The following is a 21,282-nucleotide window of genomic DNA, read 5'->3' as shown; positions in this document are numbered from 1 at the left end:
GGGTCTGAGCAGGGCATTCGAGTAGGCAGGTGCAGTAGGTGGCGGCGCGCGAGGTGACACGGCGGTGGGGGGGCCAGCGCCAGCTGCAGCGTCTCGGCGCCGTCGTCGGTGAAGATGCGCAGGCCCGCGTCCTGCGGGGTGCCCTCCGCCGAGGTGATCGTGCGAACGACGTCGATGGCGGTGGGAGTAAGCATCAGCATTGTCGGGTTTCCTTCCCGCGGTTGTGGGAGTTCTCGGTCGGCAGTGCGTTCTCCTCCGAGTAGCCAGCGAGTCGGAGATGAAACACACCTGTCGCGATCCATGACAGATTCCCAGCTCGAGCCGATAGCCGACACGCCGCCGGGCGCGCCGCCGCCACACCCCTGCTCTACCGCGGCCGCGACGCCGGGCGCACACTGGACGGACACAGCGCTGCGGGGACTTCCACAGAAGGTGAAGGCACAGCATGATCAAGGTGTTCCTGGTCGACGACCACGAGATCGTCCGGCGCGGACTGGTCGACCTGCTGTCGGAGGATCCGGAGCTGACCATCGTCGGCGAGGCCGGCGACGTGGCCCACGCGCTGGCCCGCATCCCCGCGCTGCGCCCCGACGTCGCCGTGCTCGATGTCCGGCTGCCCGACGGCAACGGCATCGAACTGTGCCGCGACCTGCTCTCCCGCATGGACGAGCTGCGCTGCCTGATCCTCACCTCGTTCACCGACGAGCAGGCCATGCTCGACGCCATCCTCGCCGGCGCCAGCGGCTACGTCGTCAAGGACATCAAGGGCATGGAACTGGCGGCGGCGGTGAAGGCGGTCGGTTCGGGCCGGTCGCTGCTGGACAATCGCGCCGCCGCGGCCCTGATGGATCGCCTGCGCCGCAGCACCGAACCCGACGGCCCCCTGGCCACCCTCACCGACCAGGAACGCAAACTGCTCGACCTGCTCGGCGACGGGCTCACCAACCGTCAGATCGCCGAACGCATGTTCCTCGCCGAGAAGACCGTCAAGAACTACGTCTCCCGGCTGCTGGCCAAACTCGGCATGGAACGCCGCACCCAGGCCGCCGTCTACGCCTCCAAACTCCGCACCGGGCAGACACCGCCGCACTGACCCGGTCGCGCGGCGATCAGGACCCGGTGGCGACCGCCGCCGCGGAATGCGCTTGCGGCAGACCGAGATTGTCGCGCAGCGTCGTGCCCGCGTACTCCGCGCGCAGCACCCCGCGGTCCTGCAGCAAAGGCACCACCTGGTCCACGAATTCGTCGAGGCCCCACGGCGCCAGATGCGAGCCGAGAATGAACCCGTCCGAGCCGTCCTGCTGCACGAACGCGTCGATCTGCGCGGCCACCTGCGCGGGCGTGCCGACCAGCGGCCCGCGCTCGAACTGATCGATCACCACCTCGCGCAGCGAGAGCCGCTTGGCCGCGGCCACCTCGCGCAGCCTCGCCGCCGTCGCGAAACGGTCCTGGTGCACGAAGGCGCGGCCCTGGATGAACGGCGGCGCCTCGGGATCGGGATCGATATCGGGCACCGGGCCGTCGGGATCGTAGCCCGACAGATCGCGATTCCAGATCTGCTCCAGCAGGATCACCGCGGTCTGGCCGGTGACCTGCTCGCGGCTGATCGTACGGAACTTCTCGACCGCTTCCGCCTCGGTGTCACCGAGCACGAAACTCGCCGACGGCAGGATCTTGATGTCGCCGGGCGCCCGGCCCGCCGCGACCGCACGGGACTTGATGTCGCGGTAGAATTCGACCGCCTCGGGCAGCTTGCCGTACGGGGAGAAGATGGCATCGGCGTTCGCGGCCGCGAAATCGCGACCCTGCGGCGACACCCCGGCCTGCAGGAGCACCGGCCGTCCCTGCGGGCTGCGGGGCACGGTGAACCGGCCGGAGATGTCGAACTGGCTGCCATGCACCGAGAACGCGCCGGCGTCGGGGCGAGCCAGGAACCGGCCCGCGGCCCGATCGGCCACCACATCGCCGGCGTCCCACGAATCCCACAGGGCGCGAACGGCATTCACCGTCTCCTCGGCCCGCACATAACGGTCGGCCGGGTCGAGGAACCCGCCGCGGCGGAAATTCTGGCCGGTGAACGCGTCAAACGAGGTCACCACGTTCCAGGCCGCGCGGCCACCGGACAGATGGTCCAGGCTCGCGAACCGGCGGGCCAGCTCGTAGGGTTCGTTGAAGGTGGCGTTGATCGTGCCCGCCAGCCCCAGATGCTCGGTCACCGCGGCGATCGAGGCGAGCACGGTGAAGGTGTCGGGCCGCCCGATGATGTCCTGGTCGAAGATCTTGCCCGCACGCTCGCGCAGGATCAGTCCCTCGGCGAGGAAGAAGAAATCGAACCGGCCGCGTTCGGCGGTGCGCGCGGTGTGCTCGAACGTCGCGAAGTCGATCTGGCTGCCCGCCCGCGGATGCCACCAGGCGGTGTGATGATTGACGCCGCCGAGATAGGCGCCCAGGATGACCTGCTTACGGGAAGTACTCACGAGAACCTCGCTCACGCGGTCGCGTAACGGTTGGGGACAGTGGTCGGCAGGCCCAGCAGCCCGCGCAGCGAGCCGTCCGGATAGCCGGTGCGGAACAGGCCGCGGCGCTGCAACGCGGGCACGAGCCGGTCGGCCACGGCGGCCAGATCGTCGACCGCGACACCCGGCCGCAACCGGAATCCGTCGATCCCCTGCCCGCTCCAGGCGGTCAGCAGATTCGCGAGTTCGTCCGCGCTGCCCGCGAAAACCGCGGCGTCGGAATCGAATTCGGACCCGGCCGTCTCGTTCAACCGCGCCAGGCGCTGGGGTCCGGATTCGGCGTCGGTGTCGAGGAACACGACGAGGTCGGCGTAGACGCGCAACCGTTCCCCGGTCCGGCCCACCCGGTCGGCGGCGGCCGCGACCTGCGCCAGGATCGGTGCCGGGCCCGCGGCGCGGCCGGGCGTGACGAAGACCAGATCCGCTGCGCGCGCGGCGAATTCATAGATCAGCGGGGCATGCGCGAGCGCGGTCACCACGGGCTGGCCCTGCGGCGGGCGCGGCGTGATCGAGGGCCCCCGGACGCTGAAGAAGCGGCCCTCGAAGTCGATGTAGTGCAGCTTGTCGCGATCGATGAACCGGCGGGTGGGCACCTCCCGGATCTCCGCGTCGTCCTCCCAGCTGTCCCACAGCCGCCGCGCCACCTCCACGGCGTCGCCGGCCTCGTCGAACAGCTCGCGCACGTGCTCGGGGAACGTGCCCGACGCCGCGGCCGCCGCGATCTCCGCGACGGTCAGCTCCGGCACCACCCGGCGGCCGAAGTGGGCGGCCTCGGCGGCGGTCGCCGACACCCGCACCTGCCAGCCCGCGCGCCCCCGCGAGGTGTAGTCCAGCGTGGCGATCGCGGTGGACACGTGGAACGGTTCGGTATGGGTGGTCGTCACCGTCGGAATCAGCCCGATATGGCGGGTCACCGGTGCGACGCGCGCCGCGATCAGATGCGCGTCGATCCGCGCGCGCACCTGATCGACCGCCCCGTCGTCCTGGCCGTGCCGCGGGCCCGGCACGGCCAGGCTGTCGTCGACAGTGACGAAATCCAGCAGCCCGCGTTGGGCGGTGGTGACCAGATCCGTCCAGTAGCCGGGTCCGAACAGCTCGGCGGGCCGGGAATTCGGCTCCCGCCACGCGGCCGGATGCCAGCCCGCGCCGTCCAGCGCGACGCCGAGATGCAGTGGGTTCGGTGCCATCGTCTCCCGTTTCTGTGCAGGCGCGAGTTGTCCTGCGGGACAACGCGCGAAGCACCCGCCGCCGCCACCGACCGGCGACCGCGAGCGCGGCCGCGGACCGTTCGGCCCGGCCGCCACCGACCGCATAGGGCGTGCTCACCGCGCATTCCCCCGCCGGACGCCGGGGCGGAACCTGCGCTGTCAACGATTCCGATCAGCTCGAGCGAGGGGAAATAGGCTGTCGGCGAAGGGGTTTGCGGGAATACAGTGTTCGCCGGGTGGTCCGAATCGTGGTGAGCGCAACCACTGCCGCCGGTCGTGCGCGCCGCTACCGTGCTCTCGTCGAAGACTGCTGCGGAGGAGTGTGTGCGGTGACCACTGAGTCGACCATCGACGCCGGAACCACGCTGCACCCCTTGGACGATCCGGTCCGGGGCTCGCTGCGCGGCGCGCACCGCCGGTTCGCCACCTGGGCGGGCCGCCTCGGACGCTACGACCCCGAGGTCGCCGGATTCATCGGCCACCCGCCCGTCCTGAGCGACCAGGACTGGACCGATCTGGCCACCCTGCTCGGACCCGGCGGCGGCGCCGGACTGCGCGGCGGCGACCATGTCCCGCCACCCGGCTGGACCGTGCTGGATCGCCTCGCGTCGGTGCAGATGGACGGCTCGGCGCTGCGCGTCGCCGACGACCCGGACCTCGAGGTGCTCACCGCGGCCGACGTCCCCGAGATCCTGGCGCTGATCGCCCGCACCCAGCCCGGCCCGTACGCGCCGCGCACCATCGAAATGGGCGCCTACCTCGGTTTACGGGTGGACGGCCGACTGATCGCGATGGCGGGCGAACGGCTGCATCCGCCGGGCTGGACCGAGATCAGCGCGGTGTGCACCGACGCGGAATTCCGGGGCCGGGGCATCGGCTCCCGTCTGGTCCGTGCCGTCGGCGCCCGCATCCGCGCCCGCGGGGAGACACCGTTCCTGCACGCCCTCGCCCGCAACACCACCGCGATCGGCCTGTACGAGACGCTCGGATTCACGCTGCGGCAGCGCTCGGCCCTCACCCTCGTCCAAGCCCCGGCACGGCCTTGACCCGGACGCCGCCGATCAGGCCGCGCTGCCGCTGAACACGGCCAACATCGTGCTGAAAATCCCCGCGACCACTTCCAGAAGCTCCATGGACACGCCTGACCTTTCGATTCGTCGGAAGGCGCAAGCATGCGCGGCCGATATGACCGGCACGTTATGGGCGGGTGAAACCGCCGCGCCCGGTCAGCCGTGCGGAGGCTCGCCGGTGACGACATGGTCGGCGTGGTTGAGCCCTTCCCGGACCAGGCGGGCCAGATGACCGTCGCGAATGCGGTAGATGACCCGCCTGCCCTCGCGGCGGGTTTCCACCAGCCCGGTGAAACGCAGTTTCGCCAGATGCTGGCTGACCGCGGTGCGCGACGCCCCGCACGCCTCGGTCAACGCGCTGACATCGGCCTCGGTCTGCGCCAGCATCCACAGGATGTGCAGCCGGGTCGGATCCGACAGCATCCGGAAGGTCGCCGTGGCGGCGTCGAGATGGCTCTGATCCGGTGCTACCGGGTGCACCAGGCTCGGCGCCGGTGATCGATCCGCGGGCGCGCCGTCCATCTGGTCACCGCCCTCTCGCCACCGCCATGCCGGTCCCTGCCGCGACGACCGCGGGCCACACCCGCGCCGCCGCACTGGCTGCCAGTGTAGCGACGCAGGCCAGCGCGAACGCCGCGACCGCCTGCCCGGCGGCCGCGCCCACCCAGCCCGCGACGGGGTAGGTCAGCAGGAAACCCGCGTGCGACAACGAGAACTGAGCGGTGAACACCGCCGCGCGCGTCTCCGGAACCGAGTGAGCGCGCAACAGCCGCGCCGAAGGCGTGTTCACCATCGACGTCCCCGCCCCCAGCACGATCCACGCGACCGCCAGCAACACCCACCCGAGCCCGGGGCCGGGCCGCAGCGCCGCGAGCGCGGCGGCGATCAGCAAGCCGATCGGCAACACAGCACACCCGGCGAGCATGAGCCGCCGATCCGCCACGACCGCCAGCAGCCGCGGCACGGACAGGGCCACCACCATCGACCCGCCGCCGAAACAACCCAGCGCCACGGCCACCGCGGAGCCGGACCCGCCCAGCAGATCCCGCACGTACACAACGGTATTCACCACCACCAGCGCCGTCGCCGCGGCGACCGCGAGATTCATCGCCAGCAGACCACGTAACACCGGGTGGCCCAACATGATCCGGGCGCCCCGGGTGATCCGATCGGTCAACGCCCCGGAGTCGTCGGCGGCCACCGGCCGCGGCAGCCGCGTACGGATCACCAGCGCCGCCGACGCGACGAAACCCGCTGCGGTGCCGACGAACAGCACGTGATACCCGGCGACGGCGAGCACCACCGCGGCGACGGCCGGACTCAGCAGCGATTCCAGATCGTAGGCCAGCCGCGACAGCGACAATCCGCGCGTGTAGTCCTCCTGCTCGACCAGCACCGCCGGGATCACCGACTGGAACAACGGCGTGAACGTCGCCGACGCCGACTGCAACACGAAGACCAGCACATACACCTGCCACACCGCGCCGACCCACGGCAACGACAGCGCGACAACCGCCCGCACCACATCCGCCGACACCAGCACCCGCCGCCGCGGCAGCCGCTCCGCCAACGCCGAAATCACCGGCGCCACAGCAACATACGCGACCATCTTGATCGCCAGCGCCGTCCCGAGCACCGCCCCCGCCGCACCCCCGGCCAAATCATAGGCCAGCAACCCCAACGCCACCGTCAACAACCCGGTCCCCACCAGAGCCACCACCTGCGCGGTGAACAGCCGTCGAAACTCCCGATACCGCAGCACCCCGATCACACGCCACCCCTTCTCCGAACCGCACCGACACACCCACGCTACCTCAGGTGCGCACTTGCGCACATAACGTCCGCAGTGCTCGGCAGCCGCGACAGGTCATCCGGCGGTCAGCCGAGAGAGCCGTTGCCGGCCGACCTGGTCAACCTGCAGGCCCGCAACGCTCGCATGGCCAAACGATCAGCACCCTCGAACGGCGGCTCTCCGAAACACTCGGCGAAGACGTCTGGCGGACATCGGGACTCGGCGCACCCACCGACATCGACACCCTCCAGCGCCGCATCACCGAACTCGAACAGACCAACCTCGATCGGAAGGCTGTGACTACCGGTAACCGGCTCGGGCCCCTCCAGCACCCGGTGCCGGTGTACGAATTCCGGTTTAGGATCAGGCTGGTCGATCGGTGGTGTAGCGGGCGAGCATGGTTTCTACAGCCTGCTCGACGGCGTAGCGGATGTCAGCGGCTGTGGGGTTCCAGTCGGTCAGCAGCATGCGGGGCCACAGGACGTAGTTGGCGATCATCCCGAGGAACTGGTTGGCGGCGCTCTCGGCGTCCGGGACGTCGGCGTTACCGGCCTCGTGCTCCGACTCCAGGTAGTGCTGGACCGAGGTGAAGTAGGGCAGCTTGCCGAGCTGGAACTGCATCCGCCCCAGTTCGGGGAAGCGGGGCAGCTCGGCGATGACGATGCGGAACAGGGCTGTCATGCCGGGCCGGCCGATCAGGTCGGCGTAGCGATGGCCGATGGAGGTCAGGCCGGAACGCAGGTCTCCGGCCTGAGGCCGTGCGACAGCGCCTCCGGCGTCGCGCTGCCCGCGTCATCAACGTCTCGTCGTCGTTGACTCGCCACACCAGTCCCGCGACCTCGGTCTACTCCGCCTCGAAGGCCGCCGTCGAGGCCCTGAGCCGCACTCTGGCCGCAGAACTCGGCCCCCGCGGCATCCGAGTCAACTCCATTGCCCCGGGGCCGACCGCCACCGACTTCAACGGCGGTGCCATACGCGATGACGCCCAGATGCGCCAGGGTCTCGCCGGGCAGACCGCGCTCGGCCGCGTCGGCGAACCTGAGGAGATCGGCGACGCCATCGCCACGCTGGCGTCCGAGGGCCTGCGTTGGATGACCGCCCAGCGCATCGAGGTCTCCGGCGGCGCCCTCCTCTGACGGGGCCGCGGTGTTCGCGAGGGAGCACGGCCTGCTGCCGGAATAAGCGGGTTCGGTGTCAGGCCGAGTCGGCGGGCTCGTCGGTGATGGCCAAACCGAGGTGTTCGATGTGGTAGACCGCCTCGTCGAGCAGCATGGCGACGTGATTGTCGTAAAGGCTGTAGATCATGCTGCGCCCCTGCCGGGTGGCGGTCACCAGACCCAGCGCGCGCAGCAGACGCAGCTGGTGAGAGACCGCGGACTGTTCCATCTCGACCGCGTCCACCAGGTCACCGACGGAGCAGGCGCCGTGCCGTAGGCGCGTGAGAATGCGCAGGCGGCTCGGCGTGGCCAAGGCCTGCAGGGTGGCCGCGACGGTGGCGGCCGAGTCGGCATCCAGCTGTGCCGGGGGCGTCGTTCTGCCCTGGACTCCGTGTCCCACAGGCGTTACTGTACCGCCCGGGGTTCACATGAAGACGTCTTCATGTATTCCTGTATGGTCGGATCGAGGACGGAGTAGGTATGACGACATCGCTGCTGGACCGCTCGCACGCCGACCGCGCCCGCCCCGGGCACGGTCCGCGGACTCGCGTCCTGGCGCTGCCCGAGGCGCGCTGGGCCGCGATCGCGACCGCGTTGTTCGTCGCCGGGGCGGTGGCGCACGCGACCGATATGCCGCCCTGGCTGTGGTGGGCGCTGTACCTGTCCTGCTATGTCAGCGGCGGCTGGGAGCCGGCGCTCGCGGGCCTGCAAGCGTTGCGGGACAAGACTCTTGACGTGGATCTGCTGATGATCGTCGCCGCGCTCGGTGCCGCAGCGATCGGCCAGGTCTTCGACGGCGCGCTGCTGATCGTCATCTTCGCGACCTCCGGCGCACTCGAGGCGGTACTCACCCAGCGCACCGCCGACTCGGTGCGCAGCCTGCTCGACCTGGCACCCGACCGCGCGACCGTCCTCGCCGACGGGCGCGAGCGGCTCGTCGACGCGGCCGACCTGATTCCGGGCCAGGTCCTGCTGGTGCGTCCCGGCGAGCGCATCGGCGCCGACGGCACGGTGCTCTCCGGCGACAGCGACGTCGACCAGGCCTCCATCACCGGCGAGCCGCTGCCGGTCGCCAAACACACCGGCGACGAGGTGTTCGCCGGAACCGTCAACGGCACCGGAGTCCTGCGGGTGCGGGTGGACCGCGCGGCCGCCGACTCGGTCGTCGCCCGCATCGTCGCCATGGTCGAGCAGGCCTCGGCGACGAAGGCCGGGGCGCAGCTGTTCATCGAGAAGGTCGAGCAGTGGTATTCGGCCGGGGTCGTCGCGGCCACCCTCGCGGTGCTGTTGGTGCCCTTGGCATTCGGCGCGGAATTGCGGTCCGCGCTGCTGCGTGCGATGACGTTCATGATCGTGGCCTCGCCGTGTGCCGTGGTCCTGGCGACCATGCCGCCGCTGCTCGCCGCGATGGCCAATGCCGGAAGGCACGGCGTCCTGGTCAAATCGGCGGTCGTCATGGAGCGACTCGCCACCGTCACCACCGTGGCATTCGACAAGACGGGAACCCTCACCCGAGGCACTCCCGAACTCCACGACATCCACTGCCTGCACTCGGACATCGACGCCGACCACCTCCTCACCTTGGCTGCCGCGGCCGAACACCCCAGCGAGCACCCACTGGCTCGCGCCATCGTCACCGCGGCCGGCCGCCGCGGCCTGATCCTGCCCGCTCCAACGCATTTCGACTCGATGCCCGGCCGCGGCGTCCGCGCCACGATCGACGATCACGACATCCGAGTGGGCAATCCGGCCCGTCTCCTGCCCGCCTCGGCACCCGCGCTCTCGAGCCCCGCCGACTCGGCCGATGTCGTCGCCTCCGCGGGCCGCACCACCGAAGTGGCCGAGGCCGCCGCGACCACGGAAGCCGAGCACATCACCGCACTGGTGGCGGCAGCGGAGTCGGCGGGCCGGACCGCCGTGGTGGTCCTCATGGACGGCACACCCGTCGGCGTGCTGACCGTCGCCGACCAATTGCGTTCTGCCGCTACCGATATCGTGCCCGCTCTCACCACCCTCACCGGTACCCCTCCGATTCTGCTGACCGGCGACAATCCCCGCGCGGCACAGGCACTCGCCGACCGGGTGGGCATGACCGATGTGCGGGCGGGGCTGCTGCCCGAGGACAAGGTCGCCGCGGTGCGGGAACTCGAAACCGCCGGGCACCGGGTGGCGCTGGTCGGCGACGGGGTCAACGACGCCCCCGCACTGGCCGCCGCCCACACCGGAATCGCCATGGGCCGCACGGGATCCGACCTCGCCCTCGACACCGCCGACGCGGTGATCGTGCGCGACGACCTGACCACCGTCCCCGCCGTCCTCACCTTGGCGCGTCGCGCGAAACGAGTGGTGGTGGCGAACCTGACCATCGCCGCGGCCTTCATCACCGTCCTCGTGGTCTGGGACCTCGCCGGAAATCTGCCCCTCCCCCTCGGCGTCGCCGGTCACGAGGGCTCCACCGTCATTGTCGGCCTCAACGGCATGCGCCTGCTGGCCTCCCGCGCCTGGGCCGCTCGGCCCTACACCCCCAGCTGAGCGACGATCCGCTCGGCGACCTTCTCGGTCCCCACCGCGTTCGGGTGGTACAGGCCCGCCACGGCCGTCGGATCGGTGCGTTGCGGCAGGTGCTGAAAATCGAAGACCCAGGGATCATCGGTGCAGGCGGTGTGGTCCGCGGCGGCGGGGACGGTCACGGTGTCCGCGCCGGTGGCCCGGGCGGCGCGCTCCGTGGCGGCGACGAGGCCGTCGTAGGTGCGGCGGGCGGCGACGGCCTGTTCCGGTGTCATCGGCGCCGCGGCGCAGGTGGTGGCATCGGCGGGGAGCACCGGCAGGTACTGAACCAGCAGCACTCGCGCCTGCGGTGCCCGATCATGCACCGCCGCAACGATATCGGCCAGGGATTGGGCAACCGCGTCGAACGCGTCCGGGGTAGCCGGAGCCGCCCGGGTCACCCGGTCGCACAGGCCCGACACACCGCCCGCCAGCAACTCGCAACCGCTGCCGGCCAGCATCGAGCCGACCAGATTCAGGTCGTTGCCACCCACGGTGACGGTGACCAGCCGCGTGTAGGAGGTGACCGCGCCGATCTGCGGCGGCATGACCGTGCCCGCGACGGTCTGCGAGCGATTCAGGACATCGGCCGTGGTCGCCCCCGAGCAGCTGACATCGACCAGGTCCAGGCCCGCGGCGACGGCGACCCGATGGGCGTAGTTCAGCCCGGACCGTGCACATGGGCCATCCTCCACGGGCTCCAGGCCCGGCCCTGCGGCATACGAACTCCCCAGTGCGACATAGCGTTCCCCGGCCGGTACCGTCACTGCCTGAGCCGTCCCGCCGCACAGCGCCACCGCCGACACCGCGGCCGCCAACCATCGAGATCTCACCATGAACCTCCGCACCAATCCCCACACGCCGCCGAGTTGGCACGAGCGTACCCGTCGATCCGAGCGGGACAACAGCTCGCTGCGGCCCGGTCCTCGGCCATTGCCGGTGGGGCGTCGAAAGCCTTGTCCCGCAACGAAAATGCCCCGGAAGCCGCCGCGAAGTATCTGTAACTCAGAGTTGCAGATACTTCGTTTCCGATTGAATCCAGAGGAATTGTGACGGACCGATCACGCGCGACACAGGGAAATCATCCGGGCGCGGAAGCCATCGAAGGCCACGATAGCACGCGCTCGCCCGACCCGCGTCCTCAGTACACCTCGACCGTCACCTGCACCGGATGCGACACATCGAGCACCTCGTACAGCAAGATCACCAGAAGGTCGGCGACCTCCCCGTGATCGCTCACCCGCACGCCCACCTCGCACCGGTAATTCGGTCTCCCCCTGCGGAATCCGAGCTGGGCGAGCGTCGCCACCTGCCCCTCGGTGAACGGCAGCGCGGGCAGCGAGTTGCCGTCGGCCCGCCGTCGCCACCATCGCGTCCTCGATAGCCGCCCCGGATCGGAGACCTCCACCGAGATCCCGTCGGGCACTTCGGTCCTGCCGAATGTCCGCCATTGCACATACTGGCTGGGCGTGTCCACGCTCGCGATCACCGCCCGCCGGTCATGACTGGCCAAGGTGCGCGTGAGCGCCTGCTCGACCAATGTCCCCAGTGAATCCACGGCTGCTCCCCATGCCGGGTTGTGTTCCGCTCCCTTGTGAGGTATTCGGCCGCGGGCCCCGATGTGTTATCCGTCACGGCGGTTCACGGCGTGGCGAAGACGGGCGCGCCCTGGTTCCTGCCGTTTGCCGATCAGGAGGTCGGGTAGCACCGGGTGTAGTAGGCCAACCGAACATCTTTCGCGATCCGCGAGACGACCAGGCGCATCCGCCACGGTCGGCGACAGGAGGAGGTTGCGGTGCAGATCGGATACAAGCTGGCGGCAGAAGCTTTCGGACCCACGGAACTGATTCGGCAGGCGGTGCGGGCCGAGGCGGCCGGTTTCGACTTCGTCGAGATCAGCGACCACTACCATCCCTGGCTGGACAATCAGGGCCACTCCCCGTTCGCGTGGACGGTGCTCGGCGCGATCGCCGCGCGCACCGAACGCATCGGGCTGGCCACGGGCGTCACCTGCCCGACCGTCCGCTACCACCCCGCGATCATCGCCCAGGCCGCGGCCACACTGGCGTTGGTCTCCGAGGGCCGCTTCACCCTCGGCGTCGGCTCCGGCGAGCGGCTGAACGAGCACGTGGTCGGCACAGGGTTCCCGGAGTCGGTGCACGAACGGCATCGGCGGTTGCGCGAAGCCCTCGAGATCATCCGGCTGCTGTGGCGCGGCGGCTACCAGTCCTACCGCGGCGAATACCTGCAACTGTCGGACGCGCGCGTGTTCGACCTGCCTGACGAACCGCCGGTGATCGCGGTGGCGGCGGGCGGCCGCGCCGCGGCCCACCTCGCTGCGGAACTCGGGGACGGCCTGTTCGCCACCGAGCCGAAGGCCGAGATCGTCGAGCACTATCACGGCTCCGGCGGAAAGGGACCCCGCTACGCGGAGGTGCCGATGGCATGGGCCGAGGATCCGCACACCGCGGCGCAGGCGGCCCTGGACACCTCGCGCTGGGCGCTGACGGGCTGGAAGGTGATGAGCGAGTTGCCCAATCCGGTGAACTTCGCCGCGGCCACCACCACCGTGCGGGAGGAAGACATCCGCAAGCAGTTCGCCTGTGGCTCGGATCCCGAGGACTACCTGAACGCGGCGCGCCCCTACCTCGACGCGGGCTTCGATCACCTGGTCATGCAGAACGCCGGGCCCGACCCGGACGGCTTCATCGACTTCTTCCGCGACGACCTCGCCGACCGGCTCCGAACCCTCGACGCCTGACCCAGACCCACACGGGCCGGTGGGCTGTTACCCCTTCCGCCATCGGTCGTCGGGGAGCCGCTCACTGGCCTGCGGTCCCATCAGCAGCATGCCGCCGTCGACCACATACGACGCACCGGTGACGTAACCGGCCGCCGGGGTCGCCAGGAACGCCACCACCGCAGCGACCTCCCGCGCGTCTCCCGGACGGCCCAGCGGATAGCCCGGCCGGGCCTGCGTCTGCGGGTCGACATCGCCCTGACCGGTCATCGGCGTCGAAATCTCCCCCGGCGCAACCGAATTCACCGTGATGTCGTATTCGGCCAGCTCCAGCGCCAGCACCTTGGTCAGCGCACCCAGACCCGCCTTCGCGGCACAGTAGGGCGCCGCGCCGACACGCGGGACGTGCTCGTGAACGCTGGTGATATTGATGATCCGGCCCCCGGCGCCCGCCTCGATCATGTGCTTGGCGGCGCGCTGCGCGCACAGGAAGGCGCCGTCCAGATCCACCGACAGCACCTGCCGCCAGGTGTCGAAGTCCATATCCATGACGCGCTGGGCACTGCCGGTACCCGCACAGTTCACCAGCACGTCGATACCGCCCAATTCCTCGGCCAATTCGTCGATGACCGCCGCCGCGGTGGGCAGATCGCCGAGATCCAGCCGCCGCACGGCCGCACGGACCCCTTCCGCACGCGCCTTCTCAGCGGTGTCGTGCGCCCCCGATTCGTCGCTGTGGTAAGTGATTCCGACGTCGACGCCGCCGCCCGCGAGAGCCACGGCGATCGCCTCGCCGATACCCGAGTCCGACCCGGTCACGACCGCCCGGACCGGGGCGCCGGCACGTTCCTGTGTTGAGCGAGCAATAGTGGTCATGTCCGGCGACTACCCGGACCGCACGGGTGTATGCCGGGCCAGGTGTGGTTCACGATTCGTCGGGACCCGGCCCATCGGATTGATACAGCAGCCGCCGCAATACATCGGCGGCGCGGGCGTTCTCGTCGCTGTACTCGGCGTAGCGCCGGGCGAGGCGATCCTGTCCCCGCTGCGCGGCGGCGGCGCTCATCCGCTCGGCGAGCTGCTGCTTCTCCGCCAGCGCCCGCAGCGCCGTCCACAACGACTTCTGCACCTCGACATCCTGTTCGACCAGCAGCGCACTGCTGGTCCACGCGTGCCCGACCCGGCAGCGGTAGCGCTCGGTCTCGGCGACGGTGAAAAGTACACCGCCACAATCCGGACAGGCCAGCCCCGAGGGCTGCATCATCTCCGACACCTCCTCGGAACCGCGTTGCTCCCCGGCGTCGATCCGCGCCTCGAGCCGGTCGAGCCCGGAAACCGGGGGTGTCGACCCCGTCTCCCGGTTCAGCATCTCCGCCTGGATCGCGCCGCCGATCTTGGCGGCGGGCAGCACATGGTCGACCACCGTGGCGGCCAGGGCACTGTCGGGCATGCTCCGGTAATCGGCTTCCTCCGGATCCTGGACGATGGCCACGCCGCCGCGCGCCTTGATCAGAGCCAGTCCGGCCGCCCCGTCGTCGAGCGCGCCCGACAGCACGACGCCCATCGCCCGCGGTCCCCATTCGATGGCGGCCGAGCGGAACAACGCGTCGATTCCGGGACGATGACGATTCTCGGTCGGCCCGCGCGACAACCGGATTCGGCTGTCGGACACCAGCAGATGATGATCGGGCACGGCCGTGTACACCGTGCCTTCCGACAGCGCCTCCTCGCGGGCGGCTGTCGCCGGCAGGGGCCCGGCGCGGTCGAGGATGGCCGACAGCACACTGCGGCCGCTCGGCGGCAGGTGCAGGACGACCAGCACGGCCGCCGACAGATCGACCGGCAGACCGGCGACGAATTCGCGCAGCGCCCCGACGCCTCCCGCGGAGGCGCCCACCACGATCAGATGCGAGGGTTGCGTAGTCATCTCCCGCCGCCGCGTAATTCCTTGGTACGCAAGGTCGCCCATACCACTTTGCCTTGCGGCCAGCGCGGTGCACAGCCCCAGGCGCGGGTGATCTCGGCCACGACGTGCAGCCCGCCGGAGAAGTCCGCGCCGGGACCGGGCTCACGCAGCACGGCCTCGCGCGGATCGCTGTCGGAGACCGCGACGGTGAGCAGATTCCGGCGCAGTTCGAGCCGGATCTCCATGTCGTCGTGGCTGTTCGCGTGGATCAGCGAGTTCTCCACCAGTTCCGTCGCGACCAGGCAGGCATCGCCGCGAAGTTCGGGGATCGACCAGCGTTCGCAGGTCTCGGTGACGAATCGCCGCGCGCGCCGCCCGCATGCGGGGCTGCGAGCCAGCGACAGCGAGGTGCGCCGCCGGCTGGGCTGTTCGACCAGACTGTCCAGCGCCGCCGCGACCGTCGCGAAGACCGGGAGGAACCGATCCACACAGCTGGAGCGGAACCGCTCGCGTTGCTGTTCGGACTGCGCCACCAGCAACAGCGGCACGGTCGGCCAGGTGTCGATGCGCATCCAGGCGCTCGTGAACGCCGTCAGCAGCGGATCGGCGGGGATGACCAGGTCGTCCACGGCGACGATGACCGCCCGGGGCTGGTCCACCGCGTACTTCACGAGATCGTCCCGGAGCCGCCGATAGGTGACCCCGGTCAATTCTCCGCGGGGCCGGACGATCGAACAGTTCTCGAAATCCGTTCGAGTCCAGCCGATTCCAGCGTCTCCCATGCGACCTCCGTGTCACCGCGCGGCCTCGGTGCCGCGTCGTCGTATCCGGCCCGCACATGACGGTCGGCAATGGGGGCCTGCCATACGCTTGCGAGCTACCCAGCCGCGATCGTCGCAAACGACCGGGCTTGCGTCCCTTGGTGCGGGAATCGTATCGCCGGACCGATCGGGTACGGACCACCGTCCTGCGGCTGCATGCCGACGCGGGTACCTGTTCACTTCCTCGGTCGCCGCGATGACCCCGGGCCCCGCCAAGCGGTGTACGCCGCCACGAAATCGTTCGTGCAGTCCTTCGCCGAGGCACTGCGAGAAGAGTTGCGCGATACCGACTTCTTCCGCCGGGCGAAGCTGCCGGCGAGCCGGATCGGGCAGGGACCCAAGGAAAGTCCCGCCGATGCCGCCCGCCAAGGTATCGACGCGCTGCTGGACGACGAGCAGAAGGCGGTCGCGGGCCTGGTCACTCGCGTACTTCCCGATACCGTGAAAGCCGAAGCGCACCAACTCGTTTCGTCGCCGACGCGCGGCCGGTAGCGCTCGATGTCCTGGGTCCCGGCACGGTAGATGGCCGGGACCTCCGACTGCGTCGCACCCTGATCACCGGCCGCGGACCGACTGCGCGGGCGGGGACAATACACCGCGCGACAAGCGACAGTGCCACCTCGCGCCGTCCCTGGCAACTCACGCGCAACAAATCGAATTTCTGCCCGTTTACCTGCTCTGACCAGCTGAGTAGAAATTTTCGAGACAGGACTGAGCAACGGCGGGTTTTCCCTCCGCAACCCCGGGTAGGCGTTCACATGCCAGGAATTGCCAAGGCACATCCCACTCCAACGGGATCAATGGAGATCGAAAAGGAGAGGATTCACATGGCAAGATCCGCGAAAATCGGTATCGTCGCCGCGGCGGCCGCCGCTCTCGCGGCGCCCCTGCTGGCTGTCCAGCCCGCCGGCGCAGAGCCGTTGGGCGGCTGGTGCGGCGGCGGGGACATGGGATTCAGCAGCAACCCGCTGGGCATGAACACCGTGCCCGTCCGCGCGGCATTCGACGCCGACGTCGGCGGCTGCGTGGGCCTGCCCTCGACCGAGGTCTCCCTCCACGGCGACTTCACCGGCAACGGCAGCTGCAACGACGCCCTCGGCTACCTCGACGGCGTGCTGCGCTGGACCAACGGCGAGGTCAGCCGCGTCGCCGGCCAATGGCACGTCCCCGGCGGCAACCCCGCCGCCCCGGTGACCAACATTCTCGACATCACCGACGGCCCCGGCGCCGGCGGCAAACTGCATGTCGATCAAGCCCCGGTCGACAGTCAGCCCCTGGCGAACGCCTGCATGAACGGCACCGCCGACCGCGGCCGAATCCCCATCAACACCCTGCACTTCAACTGACCCCCGACAGGTGCCCGGCGCGGAGGCCCGCGACGGGCACACCTCATCCCGCGACCGCCTCGGATCGACTGAACAACGTTGCGAGCGTTGCCAGTTCACGCCATTCGGCGGTCGGTGCGATGTCCGCCCGGGCGGTGAGAACCTGCAGGCAGACATGATCGGCGCCCGCGTCGAAATGGGCTTGCACGCGCTCGGCGACGGCCTCGAGCGCCCCGGGCCCGCCGCCCGCGACGAGCGCGTCGACGACCCGATCGGCGGGGGTGCCGGACAGCTCGTCGGTGGTGTAGCCGAACCGCCGCATGTCTTTCACGTGCGCGGCACCGTGCGCCAGATAGCCGCCGACATGAGCGCGGGCCAGATCGCGGGCCGTCACCGGGTCGGGGTCGAGCACGACGGCCTGCTCGACGGCCAGCAGCGCGTCGGGCCCGAGCCGGGTGCGGGCGTCTGCGGTATGGGCGACCGGTACGAGGTACGGCAGCGCACCATTCGTCCGCTCGGCCGCCAAGCGCAGCATCTTGGGCCCGAGCGCGCCGAGGACCCGCAGTCCGGCAACGGGCGGCGGCGGGCTCTGCAGCGGCACCGCGTCCATCGCCTCCAGATAGTCGGTCATCGTCGCGACCGCGTGCCCGCCCGACGGGACCCGATGCCCCAGGTAGGTCAGCGGGCGATCGTCGACCCGATGTCCGCCGAGGCCCAGGACGAATCGGCCCGGATATGCCTCGGCGAGTGCGCGTTCCGCGGCGGCCATCGCGATCGGATCGCGAAAGTACACGTTCGCTATCCCCGGGCCGATCACCAGTCCGCTCGTCGCGCCGAGCAGGATTCCCGCCTGCGTCAACACATTGCGGCCGAATCCCTCTCCGATCCACAGCGTGCCGAAGCCGAGTTCCTCGATCTCGGCGGCGATTTCGCGCACGCGCCCGGCGGGCTGCGCGTCCAGGGCAAGGGTCCACAGGCCGAGGCGGCCCACCGTCGTGTTCATCCGTCCTCCAATATAATGAGATCCTCTCACCTTAACGATAGTGAGGGGTTCTCACCTTGTCGAGGAGGTTACGTGCCGAGACCCGCAGCGAGGCGTGCCGACGCCCGCCACAACCGCGAGCTGATCCTCGAGGCCGCCGACGCGGCCTTCCGCCGGGACGGGGTACGGGCCTCGCTGGCGGAGATCGCGCGTACCTGCGGAATCGCCATAGGCACGCTCTACAAGCATTTTTCGACCCGCGAGGCGCTCCTGGAGGCGTTGATCCACGACCAAGTGGCCGGCTTGCGGGAGCACGCCGAACGTCGCACCGGCTCCGACACCCCCTACGAGGCGTTGATCGAGTGGTTGCAGGAGTTCGGCCGCTGCGCCTCCGCCTACCAGGGTTTGGCGGAATCGATCCTGTCCGCCGCGGTGGCCGACGGCTCGGACATGCACGACGCCGTCCAGTGCATGCGCGCGGCCGCCGGTTCGCTCCTGACCGAGGCGCAGCGGTCGGGGGCCATCCGGCTCGACGTGACTCCCGCCGAAGTCTTCGCGCTGGCCTGCGGAGCGGGCACCGCGAGCCGATACACCACCACCGACCCCGACCGTCTCCTCCGGCTCGTGGTCGACGGCCTGGCACCCCGGTAACGAACCCGCCCATCGCACTTACGCAGACTCCGGCGGGCCGATAGCGTCGGGTTCATGGAGTGGAGTTATCGGTCGGCCGAGGAACTTTCGGCCGCGTTGCGTGCCGGTGCGGTGAGTTCGATGGAACTGACCGAGGAGGCGATCGCCCGAATCGAGCGGGACGACAAGGCGATCAACGCGATCTGCGTGCCCGACTTCGACCGCGCACGCGACGCCGCACGCCGGGCCGACGAGGCGCTCGCCCGCGGCGAGGACCGGCCGCTACTCGGAATCCCGGTGACGGTCAAAGAGTCCTACAACATCGCCGGGCTGCCCACGACCTGGGGTATGCCGCAGTTCGAGAACTATGTGCCGACAGAGGACGCGGTACAGGTGGCGCGGGTGCGGGCGGCCGGGGCGGTGGTGCTCGGCAAGACGAATGTGCCGCTGATGCTGAAGGATTGGCAGAGCTTCAACGAGATCTACGGCACCACCGGCAACCCGTGGGATCTCGGCCGCACACCGGGCGGGTCGTCCGGTGGATCGGCGGCGGCCCTGGCGGCCGGCTTCGGTGCGCTGTCCCTCGGCTCCGACCTCGCCGGTTCGTTGCGCGTGCCCGCGCATTTCTGCGGCGTCTACGCGCACAAGCCGTCGTTCGGACTGGTGGCGGCACGCGGCATGGTCCCGCCACCCGCGCCGGCGTTGCCGAGCGAGGGCGACCTCGCCGTCGTCGGCCCCATGGCCCGGACCGCCCGCGACCTCGCGCTGCTGCTGGACGTGATGGCGGGCCCGGATCCCCTGACGCTCGGCGTCGCGTTCGACGTGGCGCTGCCGCCCGCACGCCATCAGCGGCTCGGTGACTTCCGGGTCCTGGTTCTCGAGGAACACCCGCTCCTGCCCACCGGCTCGGCCGTGCGGGCCGCGGTGAACCGCGTCGCCGAGGCCCTCGCCGCCGACGGCGCCCGCGTCGAACGGCACAGTCCGCTGCTGCCCGATCCGACCGAAGCCGCCACGCTCTACACCCAGTTGATGGTGTCGAACGTCGCCGCGAGTTTCCCCGCGGAGAGGTACGAGCAGCTGCGGGCCGCCGCGGCGGCACTGGGCGCCGACGACCACAGTCGCGACGCGGCATGGTTGCGTGGCGCGGTGTTCAGCCACCGCGAGTGGATCGAGGCGAACAACCGCCGCGAGCAGCACCGCTACGGCTGGCGGCAACTCTTCGCCGAGTTCGACGCCGTGGTATGCCCGATCACGCCGACTCCCGCATTCCCCCACGACCACAACCCCGATGCGCGGGAACAGCGAATCGACATCGACGGCGTCGCGTACCCCTACGGCGACCAGATGATCTGGCCCGGTGTGGCGACCATGCCCGGCCTCCCCGCCACCGCCATACCTGCGGGCCGATCACCCGAGGGCCTGCCGGTCGGCGTGCAACTGATCGGCCCGATGTTCGAGGACCGCACACCCCTGCGGCTGGCCGAACTGCTCGAGCAGAAGATCGGCGGTTTCGAGGAGCCGCGCCGGTAGCTCCGTCTCCGGTGAGATCGGTGGTCCGGCCAGCAAACCCGAGAGGACAGGTGGGTGTCCGGTCCATACCGGAGTGCACATTCGTGCCCACGGTCCATGGTTACACTCGCTGCCGCTCGGCATGAGCGACGAACACCATCGAGGCGGCGGTCCGCGGGCGCGGCCATTGAGAGACAAGGGGATTCACGGTTGCTGGTCAGGCTTCTCGTCGCGGCAGGCATGATCGCCGCCCTCGTCACCGTGTCGGTGCCCGCCTCCGCCGAGCCGATCCGACCGGGCAGATACCGTGTGTTCTGGGAACCGCTGCCGAGCACGCCGATACTTCCCCAGCCCACCGACGTATCCCTGCCGCGGCACGGCGCCGACGACACCCTCGACGTCCACCAGTGGGAGTTCGTGGCGATCGACTACCGCCCGGCCGGGCCGGTCTTCCAGATGCGTAACGCCGCAAGCCGATTGTGCCTGCGCCCGGGCCGCCAGCCCGCCGATTCCGCCCCGGCCCGTCAGGACGTGTGCGGCATCTCCGACACCGAGACCTGGACCGTCAGCCCGGCCGACGGCAACTATCGCCTCACGCTGGCCGCCGATCACCGAATCGCCTTGTACGGCAGCGCAACCGGCGCCTCGGCGCCGACCGCTCTGGTCGGCCCCGTCGACAACCGCTCCGTCGCCCGCTGGATTCTGAAACCGCTGTCCACACGGCCCTGACCCGGACAGGTTCGAGAGAGGCACCCTGCGGCGGTCGAGTTGTCCGCCGGTGTCCCCTCTCGAATTCCCCGACCGCACACCGCCGGTCGACGTCGAAGGCCGGATCACCTCCGTGCGTTCACCGGCCGGCTTCGGGTGAGGACGCGACGGAACCGCTGCCGGGCCGCGGCATCGAGGTCGTGACGAGGTAGCGGCGGCCCGGGGGGCCCCGGGGGGGGGGGGGGGGCGGCCCGCCCCCCCCCCGCGGCGGGCGGGCCGCGGGCCGGTCGGCCGCGCGGCCGGCCCCCCCGCGACCCGGGCGGGCCGGTAGCGCACGACCGGGTCGGTCACCACGATCCACTCGTGGGGAC

Annotated in this window: 22 protein-coding genes and 1 pseudogene; 10 read left to right on the top strand and 13 right to left on the bottom strand. The window is 70.2% G+C overall.

The window, feature by feature from the left end:
- A pseudogene (locus tag QH470_RS12550) lies at window positions 1-200 on the bottom strand (hypothetical protein); the annotation flags it as partial.
- 245 nt (window positions 201-445) lie between these two features.
- On the opposite strand from QH470_RS12550, the gene QH470_RS12545 reads away from it, so the two are divergent.
- Entirely contained in the window at window positions 446-1,093 is a 648-nt protein-coding gene (locus QH470_RS12545) for a response regulator transcription factor (protein WP_280272502.1), read from the top strand.
- A gap of 16 nt (window positions 1,094-1,109) precedes the next feature.
- Here QH470_RS12545 and QH470_RS12540 read toward each other — a convergent pair whose 3' ends face one another.
- Both QH470_RS12540 and QH470_RS12535 read right to left on the bottom strand, forming a co-directional pair.
- Window positions 1,110-2,477 (bottom strand): NtaA/DmoA family FMN-dependent monooxygenase, encoded by a 1,368-nt coding sequence (locus tag QH470_RS12540; protein WP_280272501.1) that lies wholly within the window; start codon window positions 2,475-2,477, stop codon window positions 1,110-1,112.
- Window positions 2,478-2,488: 11 nt separating this feature from the next.
- A complete protein-coding gene (locus QH470_RS12535; RefSeq protein WP_280272500.1) occupies window positions 2,489-3,703 on the bottom strand; it encodes an LLM class flavin-dependent oxidoreductase in 1,215 nt (404 codons plus the stop codon).
- Window positions 3,704-4,053: 350 nt separating this feature from the next.
- Here QH470_RS12535 and QH470_RS12530 point away from each other — a divergent pair, with 350 nt between their 5' ends.
- Window positions 4,054-4,770, top strand: a complete 717-nt coding sequence (locus QH470_RS12530) for a GNAT family N-acetyltransferase (protein ID WP_280272499.1) — start codon at window positions 4,054-4,056, stop codon at window positions 4,768-4,770.
- Window positions 4,771-4,950: 180 nt separating this feature from the next.
- On the opposite strand, the gene QH470_RS12525 is transcribed toward QH470_RS12530, so the two are convergent.
- From QH470_RS12525 to QH470_RS12515, 3 genes are all read right to left on the bottom strand, one after another.
- Complete coding sequence (locus QH470_RS12525; protein ID WP_280272498.1) at window positions 4,951-5,316, bottom strand: ArsR/SmtB family transcription factor; 366 nt, start codon at window positions 5,314-5,316, stop codon at window positions 4,951-4,953.
- Window positions 5,317-5,320: 4 nt separating this feature from the next.
- A complete protein-coding gene (locus QH470_RS12520) occupies window positions 5,321-6,565 on the bottom strand; it encodes an MFS transporter (RefSeq protein WP_280272497.1) in 1,245 nt (414 codons plus the stop codon).
- 384 nt (window positions 6,566-6,949) lie between these two features.
- Entirely contained in the window at window positions 6,950-7,306 is a 357-nt protein-coding gene (locus QH470_RS12515; protein WP_280272503.1) for a TetR/AcrR family transcriptional regulator C-terminal domain-containing protein, read from the bottom strand.
- A gap of 38 nt (window positions 7,307-7,344) precedes the next feature.
- Between QH470_RS12515 and QH470_RS12510 the strand changes: the two genes are divergently transcribed.
- Window positions 7,345-7,722: an SDR family NAD(P)-dependent oxidoreductase gene (locus tag QH470_RS12510; RefSeq protein ID WP_280272496.1), complete on the top strand. Its 378-nt coding sequence runs from the start codon at window positions 7,345-7,347 to the stop codon at window positions 7,720-7,722.
- 58 nt (window positions 7,723-7,780) lie between these two features.
- Here QH470_RS12510 and QH470_RS12505 read toward each other — a convergent pair whose 3' ends face one another.
- Window positions 7,781-8,143: an ArsR/SmtB family transcription factor gene (locus QH470_RS12505; protein ID WP_187688654.1), complete on the bottom strand. Its 363-nt coding sequence runs from the start codon at window positions 8,141-8,143 to the stop codon at window positions 7,781-7,783.
- 80 nt (window positions 8,144-8,223) lie between these two features.
- Here QH470_RS12505 and QH470_RS12500 point away from each other — a divergent pair, with 80 nt between their 5' ends.
- Complete coding sequence (locus tag QH470_RS12500) at window positions 8,224-10,275, top strand: heavy metal translocating P-type ATPase (protein WP_280272495.1); 2,052 nt, start codon at window positions 8,224-8,226, stop codon at window positions 10,273-10,275.
- Here the strand turns inward: QH470_RS12500 and QH470_RS12495 are convergent.
- Together QH470_RS12495 and QH470_RS12490 are read right to left on the bottom strand one after the other, a co-directional pair.
- Window positions 10,260-11,126, bottom strand: a complete 867-nt coding sequence (locus tag QH470_RS12495) for an SGNH/GDSL hydrolase family protein (RefSeq protein ID WP_280272494.1) — start codon at window positions 11,124-11,126, stop codon at window positions 10,260-10,262. The genes QH470_RS12500 and QH470_RS12495 overlap by 16 nt on opposite strands.
- A gap of 305 nt (window positions 11,127-11,431) precedes the next feature.
- Complete coding sequence (locus QH470_RS12490) at window positions 11,432-11,848, bottom strand: TY-Chap domain-containing protein (protein WP_280272493.1); 417 nt, start codon at window positions 11,846-11,848, stop codon at window positions 11,432-11,434.
- 237 nt (window positions 11,849-12,085) lie between these two features.
- On the opposite strand from QH470_RS12490, the gene QH470_RS12485 reads away from it, so the two are divergent.
- Complete coding sequence (locus QH470_RS12485; protein WP_280272492.1) at window positions 12,086-13,051, top strand: TIGR03557 family F420-dependent LLM class oxidoreductase; 966 nt, start codon at window positions 12,086-12,088, stop codon at window positions 13,049-13,051.
- Window positions 13,052-13,078: 27 nt separating this feature from the next.
- Here QH470_RS12485 and QH470_RS12480 read toward each other — a convergent pair whose 3' ends face one another.
- From QH470_RS12480 to QH470_RS12470, 3 genes are read right to left on the bottom strand one after another with little or no spacing between them, the layout of a single operon-like run.
- On the bottom strand, window positions 13,079-13,906 hold the full coding sequence (locus QH470_RS12480; RefSeq protein ID WP_280272491.1) for an SDR family oxidoreductase: 828 nt from the start codon (window positions 13,904-13,906) through the stop codon (window positions 13,079-13,081).
- A gap of 49 nt (window positions 13,907-13,955) precedes the next feature.
- On the bottom strand, window positions 13,956-14,957 hold the full coding sequence (locus QH470_RS12475) for a chemotaxis protein CheB (protein WP_280272490.1): 1,002 nt from the start codon (window positions 14,955-14,957) through the stop codon (window positions 13,956-13,958).
- Window positions 14,954-15,718 (bottom strand): ATP-binding protein, encoded by a 765-nt coding sequence (locus tag QH470_RS12470; protein WP_280272489.1) that lies wholly within the window; start codon window positions 15,716-15,718, stop codon window positions 14,954-14,956. The genes QH470_RS12475 and QH470_RS12470 overlap by 4 nt, the downstream gene beginning before the upstream one ends.
- A 195-nt stretch (window positions 15,719-15,913) precedes the next feature.
- On the opposite strand from QH470_RS12470, the gene QH470_RS12465 reads away from it, so the two are divergent.
- Window positions 15,914-16,249 (top strand): SDR family oxidoreductase, encoded by a 336-nt coding sequence (locus tag QH470_RS12465; RefSeq protein WP_280272488.1) that lies wholly within the window; start codon window positions 15,914-15,916, stop codon window positions 16,247-16,249.
- 335 nt (window positions 16,250-16,584) lie between these two features.
- On the top strand, window positions 16,585-17,103 hold the full coding sequence (locus QH470_RS12460; RefSeq protein ID WP_280272487.1) for a hypothetical protein: 519 nt from the start codon (window positions 16,585-16,587) through the stop codon (window positions 17,101-17,103).
- A gap of 43 nt (window positions 17,104-17,146) precedes the next feature.
- On the opposite strand, the gene QH470_RS12455 is transcribed toward QH470_RS12460, so the two are convergent.
- Complete coding sequence (locus QH470_RS12455; RefSeq protein ID WP_280272486.1) at window positions 17,147-18,085, bottom strand: TIGR03620 family F420-dependent LLM class oxidoreductase; 939 nt, start codon at window positions 18,083-18,085, stop codon at window positions 17,147-17,149.
- A gap of 72 nt (window positions 18,086-18,157) precedes the next feature.
- Between QH470_RS12455 and QH470_RS12450 the strand changes: the two genes are divergently transcribed.
- The 3 genes from QH470_RS12450 to QH470_RS12440 all read left to right on the top strand — a co-directional run bounded on the left by QH470_RS12450 (window position 18,158) and on the right by QH470_RS12440 (window position 20,932).
- Entirely contained in the window at window positions 18,158-18,715 is a 558-nt protein-coding gene (locus QH470_RS12450) for a TetR/AcrR family transcriptional regulator (protein ID WP_280272485.1), read from the top strand.
- 54 nt (window positions 18,716-18,769) lie between these two features.
- Window positions 18,770-20,224 (top strand): amidase, encoded by a 1,455-nt coding sequence (locus QH470_RS12445; protein ID WP_280272484.1) that lies wholly within the window; start codon window positions 18,770-18,772, stop codon window positions 20,222-20,224.
- Between the two features lie 189 nt (window positions 20,225-20,413).
- The gene (locus QH470_RS12440; RefSeq protein ID WP_280272483.1) at window positions 20,414-20,932 is read left to right on the top strand and encodes an RICIN domain-containing protein; all 519 of its coding nucleotides are present in this window, start codon (window positions 20,414-20,416) and stop codon (window positions 20,930-20,932) included.
- Window positions 20,933-21,282: the final 350 nt, after the last annotated feature.

This window comes from Nocardia wallacei, from assembly GCF_029868745.1.
Taxonomy (GTDB): domain Bacteria; phylum Actinomycetota; class Actinomycetes; order Mycobacteriales; family Mycobacteriaceae; genus Nocardia; species Nocardia wallacei_B.
The sequence above is the reverse complement of the archived record's forward strand: the minus strand, read 5'-3'. Positions and strand labels throughout refer to the sequence as shown.

Coding starts and splice junctions, on each gene's coding strand:
- QH470_RS12495 (WP_280272494.1), bottom strand. CDS start 11,126: ATGGTGAGATCTCGATGGTTGGCGGCCGCGGTGTCGGCGGTGGCGCTG.
- QH470_RS12445 (WP_280272484.1), top strand. CDS start 18,770: ATGGAGTGGAGTTATCGGTCGGCCGAGGAACTTTCGGCCGCGTTGCGT.
- QH470_RS12465 (WP_280272488.1), top strand. CDS start 15,914: ATGCCGACGCGGGTACCTGTTCACTTCCTCGGTCGCCGCGATGACCCC.
- QH470_RS12500 (WP_280272495.1), top strand. CDS start 8,224: ATGACGACATCGCTGCTGGACCGCTCGCACGCCGACCGCGCCCGCCCC.
- QH470_RS12480 (WP_280272491.1), bottom strand. CDS start 13,906: ATGACCACTATTGCTCGCTCAACACAGGAACGTGCCGGCGCCCCGGTC.
- QH470_RS12535 (WP_280272500.1), bottom strand. CDS start 3,703: ATGGCACCGAACCCACTGCATCTCGGCGTCGCGCTGGACGGCGCGGGC.
- QH470_RS12470 (WP_280272489.1), bottom strand. CDS start 15,718: ATGGGAGACGCTGGAATCGGCTGGACTCGAACGGATTTCGAGAACTGT.
- QH470_RS12525 (WP_280272498.1), bottom strand. CDS start 5,316: ATGGACGGCGCGCCCGCGGATCGATCACCGGCGCCGAGCCTGGTGCAC.
- QH470_RS12475 (WP_280272490.1), bottom strand. CDS start 14,957: ATGACTACGCAACCCTCGCATCTGATCGTGGTGGGCGCCTCCGCGGGA.
- QH470_RS12455 (WP_280272486.1), bottom strand. CDS start 18,085: ATGAACACGACGGTGGGCCGCCTCGGCCTGTGGACCCTTGCCCTGGAC.
- QH470_RS12545 (WP_280272502.1), top strand. CDS start 446: ATGATCAAGGTGTTCCTGGTCGACGACCACGAGATCGTCCGGCGCGGA.
- QH470_RS12460 (WP_280272487.1), top strand. CDS start 16,585: ATGGCAAGATCCGCGAAAATCGGTATCGTCGCCGCGGCGGCCGCCGCT.